The organism is Plectonema radiosum NIES-515 (assembly GCF_025753815.1).
Classification (GTDB): Bacteria; Cyanobacteriota; Cyanobacteriia; order Cyanobacteriales; family Nostocaceae; genus Hassallia; species Hassallia radiosum_A.
The window spans coordinates 1-12,503 of the sequence record NZ_JAOWRF010000318.1; the positions used below are offsets into that span (position 1 = coordinate 1).

Consider the following 12,503-nt stretch of genomic DNA (forward strand, 5'->3'; position numbering starts at 1 on the left):
CCCCCTCTCAAGAACTCTCCCACTCCTCACTCTATCCGTAATGCTACGCGATCGCCATTACTTACCCGCTTGCAAACAAGTCCATCAATAGTTACACTTTTTAAAACATTCTCATTTTTGCACTTGCGACAGCAAAGCACTTTCAACCGCCCAAACGCCTAAAAAAAACGTTTGTCTTGTTCTTCGGGAACAAAAAATGAATTTTATCAAATAAAATTTATTGCGTGCGGTGAAAACGGGCGATCGCTACCTTTCGGGGTAAGATTACCTTCTTGGTGTGAGCATTGCCAAATTGTCCACATTGCCTGACTTTGAAGGCAAAACTGTGGAAGAATTTGGTGGCAATAACAAAAACCCGAAAACTTGCTTGTAAACATAATTCGTCGAGGAGGAGCGTAGTCAATGGGACTACCCTGGTACCGAGTACATACAGTCGTTCTGAACGATCCGGGTCGGCTGATATCTGTACACTTGATGCACACAGCTCTAGTGGCAGGCTGGGCTGGTTCGATGGCTTTATACGAACTAGCTATTTTTGACCCCAGCGATCCCGTACTAAACCCAATGTGGCGTCAAGGGATGTATGTTCTACCCTTCATGTCACGCTTAGGTGTAGTTGGCTCTTGGGGAGGCTGGAACGTCACAGGACAGCCCGGTTACGATCCTGGTTTCTGGTCATTTGAAGGTGTAGCCGCTGCTCACATCGTTCTTTCTGGTCTATTATTCTTAGCTGCCGTTTGGCACTGGGTTTACTGGGATTTGGAATTATTCCAAGACCCCCGCACTGGTGAACCCGCTCTCGATTTGCCAAAAATGTTTGGCATTCACCTGTTCTTATCTGGTTTACTTTGTTTTGGTTTTGGTGCTTTTCACCTCACCGGGCTATTTGGACCGGGGATGTGGATTTCTGATGCCTACGGCTTAACCGGTCACGTTCAAGCAGTAGCACCTGAGTGGGGACCTGCTGGGTTTAACCCCTTTAACCCTGGTGGGGTTGTGGCTCACCACATTGCTGCTGGGGTGGTTGGTATTATTGCTGGCTTATTCCACCTGACAGTACGACCCCCCGAACGGCTTTACAAAGCTTTGCGGATGGGTAACATCGAAACTGTACTTTCTAGCAGTATTGCCGCAGTATTCTTTGCCGCCTTCGTCGTTGCCGGTACTATGTGGTATGGTAACGCGACTACCCCAATTGAACTGTTTGGTCCTACCCGTTATCAATGGGATCAAGATTACTTCAAACAAGAAATTAATCGACGCGTACAAGCTGACGTTGCCGATGGTGCAAGTCTGGAGGCAGCTTGGTCACGAATTCCCGAAAAGCTGGCATTCTTTGACTACGTAGGCAACAGCCCCGCTAAAGGTGGTTTGTTCCGCGTCGGACCGATGAATAAAACCAATGGTGTTGCTTCATCTTGGTTGGGTCATCCAGTCTTCAAAGACAGCGAAGGTCGGGAATTAGATGTACGTCGTCTGCCGAACTTCTTTGAAACCTTCCCAGTCATCTTGACCGATGCTGATGGTATTGTCCGTGCGGATATTCCTTTCCGTCGGGCAGAATCAAAGTACAGCTTTGAGCAAGCTGGTGTGACTGCTAGCTTCTACGGTGGTCAACTAAACGGACAAACCTTTAAAGATCCAGCTGATGTTAAGAAGTACGCTCGTCTAGCACAATTGGGTGAACCATTTGAGTTTGACGCAGACCAAAGCAACAATTCAGCTAAACCTGATGGAGTCTTCCGTACCAGTCCCAGAGGTTGGTTTACCTTCGGTCATGCTGTGTTTGCTCTGCTGTTCTTCTTTGGTCACATCTGGCACGGTTCTCGGACAATCTACCGAGACGTCTTTGCTGGTGTTGACGCCGATCTCGAAGAACAAGTTGAGTGGGGTCTATTCCAGAAAGTGGGTGACAAGTCAACCCGCCGTAAGGAAGCTTAATAAAGGATCTTCGCGTAGCGTCTGGTGACAGGAGAAAGATGAAGGATGAAGTATAAAAAAGAAGAAGTTTCTAAATCTTCGTGCTTCATCCTTTATAGACTGTATCTTGGTACACTATCATTACTAGACTGGCTGGATAGGTAGGAAGTTGTGATATGGAAAGCATTGCATACATTTTGATTTTGACCTTGGCAATAGGAGTTCTTTTCTTTGCGATCGCATTTCGCGAACCTCCCCGCATCGAGAAGAAAGACGAGTAGTAGATTTTCTCTGCTACTCGTCTTTTAATCACAAAATATAAACTAATATCCGCTGCAACCATTTGGTAACAGCGGATATTTTTTGATGATTTTGTCACTATTTTGTTGTTTCTTTATTAGTGATTGAATTGGGGAGGCAATGCGAGCTTGGACACCAGGAAAAGCGAAACTACAGTGAAGATATGTATTGCTATTCATACCCCAAGCAAATCTTGCTCATAATTTCTTCTTGAATCCAAGCGTCCCTTTGATCTTAAACAGCGATCGCTTCCTTATCTAGAATTAATTACTCAATGATTAATTACGCTTTTGCACATGTGATATAATATTCAATCTGGAAGTTGATATGTGTTAAACCCAGCTTTTCTGCGCTAGGATAGAAAGGATGTAGGTGTAAACAGCCGCAACAAAAGCGCTTGCACATACATTCAAAGCCCGAGCAATAACTTTACGGAGACTAAAACCAGGTACAAAACAGCATGGTCAATCAGAAATTAACCGCTACAGAAATAGGCTTCACTCACGAAGATTTCGCTGCTCTATTAGACAAATACGATTATCACTTTAGCCCTGGAGATGTTGTACCAGGAACCGTTTTCAGTATAGAGCCGCGCGGCGCTCTGATTGACATTGGTGCAAAAACCGCAGCATATATACCTATACAGGAAATGTCTATAAACCGGGTCGATGCCCCGGAAGAAGTCTTACAATCAAACGAAACGCGGGAATTTTTCATCCTCACAGATGAAAACGAAGATGGTCAATTAACTCTTTCCATTCGTCGCATTGAATATATGCGAGCTTGGGAACGAGTACGGCAGTTGCAAGCAGAAGATGCTACTGTTCGTTCTGGTGTGTTTGCGACCAATCGTGGTGGAGCTTTGGTAAGAATTGAGGGATTACGTGGTTTTATCCCAGGTTCTCACATTAGCACCCGCAAACCTAAAGAAGAATTGGTAGGCGAAGATTTGCCATTGAAATTCTTAGAAGTAGACGAAGAGCGTAATCGCTTAGTTCTATCCCATCGTCGAGCGCTGGTTGAGCGTAAGATGAATCGCTTAGAAGTTGGTGAAGTTGTCATCGGTACAGTTCGCGGTATCAAACCTTACGGTGCATTTATTGATATTGGTGGTGTCAGTGGTCTCTTGCACATTTCTGAGATTTCCCACGAACATATTGATACACCTCACAGTGTATTTAACGTCAATGATGAAGTGAAAGTCATGATCATTGACTTGGATGCAGAAAGAGGTCGGATTTCTCTGTCTACAAAACAGTTGGAACCCGAACCAGGTGACATGATTAAAAATCGCGATTTGGTCTACGATAAAGCAGAAGAAATGGCTGCTAAATATCGCGAACAAATGTTAGCTAAACAGCAAGGTTTGACTGTGGTCGCTGAAGTTGCTGAAGCTGATGTATTGGCTGAAGAAGATATCCCATCAGCAATGGAAGAAGCCGAAATCCCCGTAGCAATGGAAGAAGCGGAAATCCCCGCAGCTGCTATGGAAGAAGCGGAAATCCCCGCAGCTGCTATGGAAGAAGCGGAAATCCCCGTAGCTATGGAAGAAGCGGAAATCCCCGCAGCTGCTATGGAAGAAGCGGAAATCCCCGTAGCTGCTATGGAAGAAGCGGAAATCCCCGTAGCTGCTATGGAAGAAGCCGAAATCCCCGCAGCGGTGGAAGAAGAAATTCCCTCGGCTGTAGAATAATTGTGAAGCTATATTTGTAGTCAGTTATAACTACTAAAAATGTGAAAGCTTTGGATCAAGAGAGAGGGATTTTCCTCTCTTTTTTTTATAATTAGCAATGTGTGAAGTCTGATGTCTTTAATATAAGAACATGGCGATCGCCATGTTTTCAACGGGGGAATTTTATGGTAACTATTAAATGTAGAAACATGACGTTTTCTAATATACAGGCGATTTTGTTTGACAAAAACGGTACCCTGGAAGATTCAGAAACGTATTTGCGATCGCTTGCACAAAAAGCAGCAAGAATTATAGATGCTCAAGTTCCCGGAACTGGTGAACCTTTGTTAATGGCGTTTGGGATTAATGGCTCAAGCCTAGATCCTGCTGGTATAATAGCCGTGGCAAGTCGTCGCGAAACAGAAATCGCTGCTGCCGCATATATTGCCGAAACTGGCAAAAGTTGGTTTCAATCGCTCAAAATAGCCAGTCAAGCCTTAGATGAAGCCGAAAAATACATCGGCAAGACTTCTTCCCCGCTGTTTGTCGGTAGTAAAGACGTGTTAAAATCTTTGTCGGAAGCGGGATTGAAACTCGGTATACTCTCAGCAGCAACTACAGCAGAAGTTAATGAATTTGTCAAGTATCACCAATTGAGCGATTACATTCAACTGTCCATGGGAGTAGATGAAGGTCCGAGTAAACCAGATCCAATATTATTTTTACAAGCTTGCAAAACTTTGGGAGTAGAACCTAACGCCACCTTGATGATAGGTGATTCCGTAGGTGATATGCAAATGGCGCGTAACGCTAAATCCGCAGGTTGCATTGGTATTACTTGGATTGATAAGTTAGATAATGTCCAAGGTGCGGATGTGGTGATTAATCAACTCGATGAAATTCAAGTTGTAGAAGCTTAATCACGCTGAATGCGATCGCATTGTTTCAAAAGTGAAGTGAGAGCGATCGCTTCAATATCCCTAACTTACATCACAAAATATGAATTATGTCAATAGCACAGAAGTGCTACTATATTAAATAATAAGAGTGCAAGCTAACCTGAATAATCTTCACACTTAATACACAAGCCATGCAGAATACAGATACCACCTTAAATCTTCGCTTGTGGACAGTTGCGGACTACCACCGCATGGCTGAGACTGGGATTTTGGATGAAGATGAGCGAGTGGAACTGTTAGAAGGAAAGATTATCTGGAAGAGTGCCAAAAGTACTGCACATTGTTCTGCGGTAGGGAGAATAGGTAAGTTACTGCACAACTGTTTGGGGAATCAAGCTTCGATATCAATTCAAAACCCGATAACACTCAATGATTTCTCAGAACCAGAACCAGATGTTGCAGTTGTGCAAATCGACCCACTCGACTATGCAGATCATCATCCTACCCCCAGCGAGGTTTATTTAATAATTGAGGTAGCCGATAGCAGTTTAAAATTTGACTGTGAAACGAAAGCCAAAGCTTACGCACAAGCAGGAATTGCAGATTATTGGGTAATAGATGTCGTTGATCGTCAATTGTATGTCTTTGGAGAACCCAATGAAGAAGGCTATCAAAGCAAAGTGATTTTAGGTGAAGATGGAAGAATTTCACCTTTACAGTTTGCAGATTTGCAGATTGTGGTTTTAGAAATGTTACCACCAATTATTGTATCGTGAGAGCGATCGCCTGACGAAAAGCCGCAAGGCGTCTACGCACATTCCTCAAACCACAGCAAAACTGAAACCGCATTATCACTCTGTATCAATCCCATCCCACATCTCACTAATTGGTCTAGTTTGCCCGGTTTTTGCCTGATGTAAGGCTCTTCTTAAGCTGGTTTTAATTTCCTCAATGGGTGTATCATCAGGGTCAATCTCTTCTGCTTCTCCCTGTTCTGGAACCAACACAATCACCCGAGCCTGATGAGGATAAGTGTTTCCCTGAATTGGTTCATCCAGAATTAGATTTCCCTCTTGGTCAATCTTGCCAGTAACTTCGATCGCTTTCATCTGTTTTCTACCTTGATTTGTTGAAGATCCTAACATTAATGAGTCGCTACGTTTTTACTGTCCAAGCAAGACTTGATATTAAGGAAAATTACTAATAGGTGGTGTATCACTAACTATAATCATTGCCAATTGCTTCCAAACTTTTGACATCCTCCCTGAGTTCAGCAATATCGTAGTGCAAAGGTATTTGACGACTTGCAAGTAATCGTTGAAACTGGAGTTGATTAATTTTTGCAAAACGGCTTGCTTGACCTAAAGTAAATTTCTCCTTTTGAAACAGCATAATAGCAATTTCAGTCAGCAACTCAGCCTCTGACATTTGGGTTGTTTGTAATACTTCATCTGAGATAATGATACTCATAGATTTCGGGATTAATGGGGGATTATAAATACTATGAATCAAGATTACTAGCAAAATCTTCTGGAGCGTCAATCTTGATTTGTTTCAATTTTGACATAAAACTAGGTTTTTTCAAGTTTTGTTTAGATTGAGCAAAATCTTTAATTAAAAGATATAGCTCATCCAGATATTCTTCGTTCAGGCTATCAATTTCAGCTTTGATGTTGTCTTTTGCAGTCATTTTTGCCTTTCCTGTCAATACCATCTTCATTGTAACTTTTGGAGATAGCTGGAAATGCGATCGCACTCCTCAACCCAAACGCGATCGCATTCCCAAAGCAACCACTCAAACTAAACGCGATCGCCATTCCAAACCTATTCCAGCGCGATCGCACTCCCAAATCAACTGCTGAAAACAAAACGCGATCGCTCTCCCCAAACTCTCCTCAAACCCGATCGCACTCTCAAATAAGCCGCTCAAAGCAAGCGCGATCACACGGGAAATCAAAACCACAAAAATGCGATCGCTGAGTCCTTACACATCCAGATGATCTAGAAATTTTCTGTATAATTGGACTGTCGATTAAAGAAGAAACTTAAAATGGCAACCAACACCTCTTTAGAAGAACGGCTTGCAGCAGTAGAATCTGCGATCGTCCAGTTGCAAAAGCAAGTATCGACTCCCCAAACAACCAATTGGTTGCAACAAATTACCGGCTCTTTTAAAGATGAGCCAGCTTTTGAAGAGATGCTCGCTTATGGGAAAGCAATTCGTCAAGGGGATGAGTCTCTTCTCTAAGTGCAAGCCGACGAGGTATGAAATATTTATTAGATACAGATCATCTCAGTATTCTTCAACGTCAAACTGGGCAAGATTACATAAACATTTCGGCACGTATGGCTCAACATCCGCTATCAGATTTTGCCGTGTCCAGTGTGACATTTCACGAACAAGTACTTGGTTGTCATGCTTATATCAATCGCGCTCAAAACCCAGACGATGTTGTGAAAGGATATGAAATAATGGCACGACTTATTAATGATTTTAAAGTGTTGCCTCTTATTTTATTCGACCGTAATGCATCTGCGGCATTTGAGCAATTACATTCACAACGAATTACACTGGCAAAAATGGATGCGCGAATCGCTTCAGTTGCTTTATCTCGTGGATTGGTTCTGTTAACTCGCAATCATCGAGATTTTAGTAAAGTCGCAGGACTAACGATTGAGGATTGGACAATCGCCTTATAGTAGAAAATATACATTAATGCGATCGCACTCCCAAACTACCCAAAAATGCGATCGCCATCCCTGCAACTTCCCCACAAATGCGATCGCACTCTCAAACAAATCTTCCAAAATCAAAACGCGATCGCATTCTCAACACAACCACTCAAAACTTAACGCGATCGCATCCTCAAACCAATCACTCAAACTAAAGCGCGATACGCGAAGCGTTAAGCCGGAGGCTTATCGCATATCATTTAAGAATAAGATAAAAACAAATATTGAGTCATGAATATATATGAAATTTTGAGAACCAAACGAGAAGATATTTTACAAGTTGCTGCAAAGTATGGTGCATACAATATCAGAATTTTTGGTTCGGTCGCACGTTATGAAGCTGATATTAATAGCGATGTAGATTTTTTGGTGGAAATGGAACCAGGACGTAGCCTTTTTGACTTGGGTGGGTTATTAATGGAATTGCAAGATATACTTGGTTGTGAAGTAGATGTTGTCACCGAGAAAGGACTGCGATCGCGCATTCGAGAGCGGGTATTAAGCGAGGCAGTTCCATTATGAGGGATAATCGGGAAAAGTTGTACGATATTTGAGAAGCGATTGAACGGATTGAAAAATATGCAATTCAAGGTCGGGAAGCTTTTGAGGAAAACGAACTAATTCAAACTTGGTTTGTTCAACACCTACAAATTATTGGAGAAGCATCGCGTGTATTATCTGCTGATATTCGTGATGAAAATCCAGAAGTTTCTTGGTCGCAAATGATTGGAATGCGGAATATTTTAACTCATAATTACTTTGAAATCGATTTAGATATAGTTTGGTTGGTTGTTGAGCGGGAATTACCAAAACTTAAGCCTCAGATCGAAGCAATTTTACAATCATTATCTTGAAATTGCGATCGCACTCCCAAACTACCCAAAAATGCGATCGCACTCCCTGCAACTTCCCCACAAATGCGATCGCACTCCGAACACAACCGCTCAAAACTTAACGCGATCTACTTCAACCCTAGCTTTTTGCGAAACTCGCGATTATAATACGCTTTCTCCCAATTCTTGGCAGATTTAACTTGCTCAGGAGTCAGGTTTTTGGCACTGCTGAGGTTAATAAAGCTGAGATCGGCATTGCTGAGGTCGGCATTGCTGAGATCGGCATTACTGAGGTTAGTAAACTTGAGGTCAAGATTGCTAAGGTCGGCATTGCTCAGGTTAACACCAGGAGCAATTAAGAGCATCTGCTGACCAGCAAGGTCAAAATTCTCAGGGAATTCTTTTCCTTTGTTGTAAACAGGCGGTTTTAGGATGGCACCACTCAGGTTGGCATTACTAAGATTGGCATCGCTGAGGTTGGCACCGTTGAGGAGAGTATAGCTAAGGTTGGCACCGCTGAGGTTGGCATCGCTGAGGTTGGCATCTGTGAGGTCAGTATAGCTGAGGTCTAAATAGCTCAAGTCAATACCATTGAGGTTAACACCAGGAGCAATCAAGAGCATCTGCTGACTAGCAGGGTCAAAATTATTAGGGAATTTTGTTTCTTTGTTGTAAACAGCCCGTTTTAGATTCGCATCCCTAAGGTTGGCACTCCTAAGGTTGGCAAAGCTGAGGTCAGCAAAGCTAAGGTTGGCATCCCTGAGGATCACACCTCCAAGGTTTGCAAGGCTGAGGTCGGCACCCCTGAGGTTGACACCCATGAGGTCAGCATCCCTGAGGTTAGCATCCCTGAGTTTGCTAAGGCTGAGGTCGGCATTCCTGAGGTTCGCACCCCTGAGGTTCGCACTCCTGAGGTTGGCAAAGCTGAGGTTCGCACCCCTAAGATCATCGCCATTAAAACTAGTACACCCTCCAAACAATAAAAATGCAACTTCAGTAGGAATCCATTGCCATTGATTTATTTTCCAACATCCCTCTGTCAGTAACTCCAGTGCTGCACGCTTTCCTTGTTTTTTATCTCGACTTCTAATAATTTCCCAAGCTCCGTTGTAGCTTTGGTTTCTTAGAACTGGGATAACACCAAAAAGGGCAACCAAGATCGGAATTGTCAGAAGGCTAGCAGTTTTCAGTGACCTAACCCACCTTTGTTTCAGGCTTTTGCTAATAAACTCTTCCGCTAGGTTAGATAACGCTAGATTTCCAACTTGCTGTTTCTGAAACGCCTTGGCATTTTGCAAAGGTTTTCCTTGAAGCAAATAATCCTTTGCCTTATCCTGATGTCGCCACTCCTCGGCAGCAGTTTCAATTTTGCGCTTTTGCCTCAGCTTATCCCGGTTTTCATCCAGCCATTTTCTTAATAGCGACCAATGGCGAATTAGCGCTTCATGGGCAACATCTACCACCCCCACTTTACCTGATTGCGCTCCTTTTTCAATCAAAGTACTGGTGACAACTAACTTCGCATCCGCTAATTTTTGAATCACCTGTTCTATTTGTAGAGACGCGAAATTTCGCGTCTCTACATTATTTCGCGTCTCTACATTATTTGATGGCTGCGATGTAACTAAATCTTGTAGCAAAACCCGCCGGCGAGTATCTTCCGTTCCCTCTCCTAACTGCGTCAACTCAAGAAAAATCCGCTTTGCTGCTGTTTGTTCCTCTGGTGACAAACTCTCATAAATCTCAGTAGCGCGTTTTTGCAGCGTTCCCTTCACCCCACCTAGTCGCGTGTAAGCGGAAATTGTTAATTTTTCCTCGCTTCGCTGCTGCCAAAGCTCAGTTAACGTGTACTGTAATAACGGCAAACTTCCCGGTGAACCTTCCACATCGACAATCATCTGGTTAACTAGCTCAGGCTCGACTTGCAAACTTACCTGTTTCGCAGGTTCGGTAATAGCCTGTCTCAACTCCTCTTCTGTCATCGGTGTCACCGTCACCAGATTTTCCTGAATCTGCTGTGTTAGTTTGCCATATTCCGCACACTTGCCAAAAAAATCTGCCCGCATCGTAATGATTACGCACAGACCTAACCCCCCAGCCCCCTTCCCTACGAGGGAAGGGGGAGTCCGGTTCCCCTCCCCTCGCAGGGGAGGGGTTAGGGGAGAGGTCATTCCCAAAAGACATTCAAAAAATTTCTGCCGTTCTACCCCATCGTGACACAGGGTAAAAACTTCCTCAAACTGATCCACAACCAATATTACCCGACTTGGTGAAGACTGCACTAACCGTCGCAACCCCGTTGCACCTTGAGCAATTAAATCCTCTGCATCCCCCAACTGTTTCGCCCGTTCCACTGCTGACAAATTCGCGTCTACAAACACAAGTGCTAAACTTTCAAGGGGATGCTCACCCGGTTGAAAAATCCTGATTTGCCAAGTGTCACTACCCGACAACCGCCGCCCCAAGGTAAGCTGATAAAGTAATCCTGCCCTGACAACACTAGATTTACCACTTCCTGATGCTCCCAACACGGCAAGGAAATTCCCTACACGCACTTTTTCTAATAACTGGTCTGTCAGCGCTTCCCTTCCATAGAAATACTTAGCATCTTCTTCTGTACAATCAAAATATTGCAACCCGCGATAAGGGCAAATCGTTGTGACAACTGAATTCCTATCTGGGTTTGCTGCTTGCGAAGTGCGCGTCAAATTAATCGCACCACCGGAGTTAGCAAATATGGGACTCTGGGGAAATGCCTGCAAACGCTGATTGAGAAGGTCAATTAAAGTGTAGTTTGTTACCCATGTGCCGGAATATCGTCTGGGGTCAAGCCCTTGCAATAACGCCTCTGTCAACACGCTATGCTTGCTATCGATCGCTTCATATGCCACCTCAAACTCTCGTGAAGCTGCTATAAAACAGCGATCGCGTCCTTTCCCCCTATCCCCCGGATCTGCTTCGGCAAAATTCAGTAATTCACCGCTATAACAACAATCCAGCCAAATAATCTGCTGTCGAATCGGGCTTTCTTGCAATAATTCCCGCAGCCATTTCAAGCGAATACCCCAGTTGCCTAAATCAGGGTTGACATCACTGGTAGCCAAAAAGCCTTCTTGAATGCCTCGGTCTTTCCGCAGTCCATGCCCGGAAAAATACAACAGTGCAGTGTCGGGAATATTTCTGCCTTCTGGCTTAAATAATTGGACGATCGCTTCTTCTAACTGAGTTAAACTAACTTGAGTTGTCTTTCCCACGCGAATCGTGTTATTCTGCTTATCCTTGACCGCAGGTAAGCGCTTTACCTTAAAGTCGGATTCTAACAGTTGCGCGATCGCCTCTGCATCTTGTGCGGGCGCTGATAGTTTGGTCAAGCGATCGTAATTATATGTATTAATTCCAATTACCAAAGCATCGCGGCTCATAGCAGAAAGCCTTGCTCTAGCTTAACAGAGCGATTGTTTAACTAATAGAAATACAAAAAAATTAGCACAATTTCCGAGTAAAATTACTGAAATATTGTTTTGTTAAAATAAATTCCTGCTATGACCAAACTCGCACCTATCCAACTCGATGACAACACAATTATCTACATCGAAGCTAGCGAAGATGTGAACGTTCCCTTAATTATCCCCGAAGAACCCGCAGAGGAAGAGGAAGAAGCACTAACTGATAAGGGAATTTCTGAAGAACTGCGAAAGCAAATGTTGCAAAATTTTCAGGTCATTCAACATACAATACGTGCTTATACTGTTTATAGCTTGAATGCGTTTAAGCAAATTCCCATTGATAACATCAACAAAGTTACTTTAGAATTCGGTATCGAAATTGGTGGAGAAGCGGGGGTTCCTTATGTCACAAAAGGCACTGCTAAAAGTAATTTGAAGATTACCGTTGAGTGTTCATTTCCGAAGCCGAATACATAACCCACCCGGAAATTAAAGATACTCTAATCAGGAGTGGTGTCAGCCTTGGTCTATACTTCTCACGGGTGTAACCTTAATTAGTGGTAGCTGGTTACTATTTAAAATCATCTGGCTAACAGTTCTCGGTTGAAGTACCCAAACATCGTGTTGAAGTACTCAAACATCGTGTTGAAGTACTCAAACATCGTTTTGAAGTACCCAAACATCGTGTTGAAGTACCCAA

17 protein-coding genes and 1 pseudogene are annotated in these 12,503 nt (G+C 43.5%); 13 read left to right on the forward strand and 5 right to left on the reverse strand.

The annotated features are described in order from the left end of the window. Nucleotides 1-217: 217 nt before the first annotated feature. Nucleotides 218-403, reverse strand: coding sequence for a hypothetical protein (locus OGM63_RS22395; RefSeq protein ID WP_263747870.1), 186 nt, complete (start codon nt 401-403; stop codon nt 218-220). Between OGM63_RS22395 and psbB the strand changes: the two genes are divergently transcribed. The 5 genes from psbB to OGM63_RS22420 all read left to right on the forward strand — a co-directional run bounded on the left by psbB (nt 403) and on the right by OGM63_RS22420 (nt 5,567). After that, nucleotides 403-1,941, forward strand: a complete 1,539-nt coding sequence (gene psbB / locus OGM63_RS22400) for a photosystem II chlorophyll-binding protein CP47 (RefSeq protein ID WP_263747871.1) — start codon at nt 403-405, stop codon at nt 1,939-1,941. The genes OGM63_RS22395 and psbB overlap by 1 nt on opposite strands. A 155-nt stretch (nt 1,942-2,096) precedes the next feature. Then, nucleotides 2,097-2,201, forward strand: coding sequence for a photosystem II reaction center protein T (locus OGM63_RS22405; RefSeq protein ID WP_163519197.1), 105 nt, complete (start codon nt 2,097-2,099; stop codon nt 2,199-2,201). 479 nt (nt 2,202-2,680) lie between these two features. Continuing rightward, nucleotides 2,681-3,913 (forward strand): 30S ribosomal protein S1, encoded by a 1,233-nt coding sequence (locus tag OGM63_RS22410; protein WP_263747872.1) that lies wholly within the window; start codon nt 2,681-2,683, stop codon nt 3,911-3,913. A 164-nt stretch (nt 3,914-4,077) separates the two neighbouring features. Further along, entirely contained in the window at nt 4,078-4,812 is a 735-nt protein-coding gene (locus tag OGM63_RS22415; protein ID WP_263747873.1) for an HAD family hydrolase, read from the forward strand. Nucleotides 4,813-4,982: 170 nt separating this feature from the next. Continuing rightward, entirely contained in the window at nt 4,983-5,567 is a 585-nt protein-coding gene (locus OGM63_RS22420) for a Uma2 family endonuclease (protein WP_263747874.1), read from the forward strand. 75 nt (nt 5,568-5,642) lie between these two features. Here the strand turns inward: OGM63_RS22420 and OGM63_RS22425 are convergent, their stop codons facing one another. The 3 genes from OGM63_RS22425 to OGM63_RS22435 all read right to left on the reverse strand — a co-directional run bounded on the left by OGM63_RS22425 (nt 5,643) and on the right by OGM63_RS22435 (nt 6,481). Beyond that, nucleotides 5,643-5,936, reverse strand: coding sequence for a type II toxin-antitoxin system RelN family antitoxin (locus tag OGM63_RS22425; RefSeq protein ID WP_263747875.1), 294 nt, complete (start codon nt 5,934-5,936; stop codon nt 5,643-5,645). 73 nt (nt 5,937-6,009) lie between these two features. Next, nucleotides 6,010-6,261 carry a UPF0175 family protein gene (locus OGM63_RS22430; RefSeq protein ID WP_263747876.1) on the reverse strand — a complete coding sequence of 84 codons (252 nt, stop codon included), beginning with the start codon at nt 6,259-6,261 and terminating at the stop codon, nt 6,010-6,012. 31 nt (nt 6,262-6,292) lie between these two features. Then, entirely contained in the window at nt 6,293-6,481 is a 189-nt protein-coding gene (locus OGM63_RS22435) for a hypothetical protein (RefSeq protein ID WP_263747877.1), read from the reverse strand. A 38-nt stretch (nt 6,482-6,519) separates the two neighbouring features. On the opposite strand from OGM63_RS22435, the gene OGM63_RS22440 reads away from it, so the two are divergent. The 6 genes from OGM63_RS22440 to OGM63_RS22465 all read left to right on the forward strand — a co-directional run bounded on the left by OGM63_RS22440 (nt 6,520) and on the right by OGM63_RS22465 (nt 8,378). Beyond that, nucleotides 6,520-6,771 (forward strand): hypothetical protein, encoded by a 252-nt coding sequence (locus tag OGM63_RS22440; protein WP_263747878.1) that lies wholly within the window; start codon nt 6,520-6,522, stop codon nt 6,769-6,771. Nucleotides 6,772-6,841: 70 nt separating this feature from the next. Then, the gene (locus OGM63_RS22445; protein ID WP_263747879.1) at nt 6,842-7,039 is read left to right on the forward strand and encodes a hypothetical protein; all 198 of its coding nucleotides are present in this window, start codon (nt 6,842-6,844) and stop codon (nt 7,037-7,039) included. A gap of 17 nt (nt 7,040-7,056) precedes the next feature. Next, a complete protein-coding gene (locus OGM63_RS22450) occupies nt 7,057-7,491 on the forward strand; it encodes a type II toxin-antitoxin system VapC family toxin (RefSeq protein ID WP_263747880.1) in 435 nt (144 codons plus the stop codon). A gap of 16 nt (nt 7,492-7,507) precedes the next feature. Beyond that, nucleotides 7,508-7,759: a hypothetical protein gene (locus OGM63_RS22455; RefSeq protein WP_263747881.1), complete on the forward strand. Its 252-nt coding sequence runs from the start codon at nt 7,508-7,510 to the stop codon at nt 7,757-7,759. Next, nucleotides 7,756-8,046, forward strand: a complete 291-nt coding sequence (locus OGM63_RS22460; protein WP_263747882.1) for a nucleotidyltransferase family protein — start codon at nt 7,756-7,758, stop codon at nt 8,044-8,046. The genes OGM63_RS22455 and OGM63_RS22460 overlap by 4 nt, the downstream gene beginning before the upstream one ends. Before the next feature lie 62 nt (nt 8,047-8,108). After that, the gene (locus tag OGM63_RS22465) at nt 8,109-8,378 is read left to right on the forward strand and encodes a HepT-like ribonuclease domain-containing protein (RefSeq protein ID WP_263747901.1); all 270 of its coding nucleotides are present in this window, start codon (nt 8,109-8,111) and stop codon (nt 8,376-8,378) included. Nucleotides 8,379-8,485: 107 nt separating this feature from the next. On the opposite strand, the gene OGM63_RS22470 is transcribed toward OGM63_RS22465, so the two are convergent. After that, nucleotides 8,486-11,779, reverse strand: coding sequence for an nSTAND1 domain-containing NTPase (locus tag OGM63_RS22470; RefSeq protein ID WP_263747883.1), 3,294 nt, complete (start codon nt 11,777-11,779; stop codon nt 8,486-8,488). A gap of 120 nt (nt 11,780-11,899) precedes the next feature. Between OGM63_RS22470 and OGM63_RS22475 the strand changes: the two genes are divergently transcribed. Together OGM63_RS22475 and OGM63_RS29640 are read left to right on the forward strand one after the other, a co-directional pair. Beyond that, a complete protein-coding gene (locus tag OGM63_RS22475) occupies nt 11,900-12,280 on the forward strand; it encodes a CU044_2847 family protein (protein WP_263747884.1) in 381 nt (126 codons plus the stop codon). 34 nt (nt 12,281-12,314) lie between these two features. Then, nucleotides 12,315-12,404, forward strand: a pseudogene (locus OGM63_RS29640) (DUF6737 family protein); the annotation flags it as partial. Between the last annotated feature and the right edge of the window lie 99 nt (nt 12,405-12,503).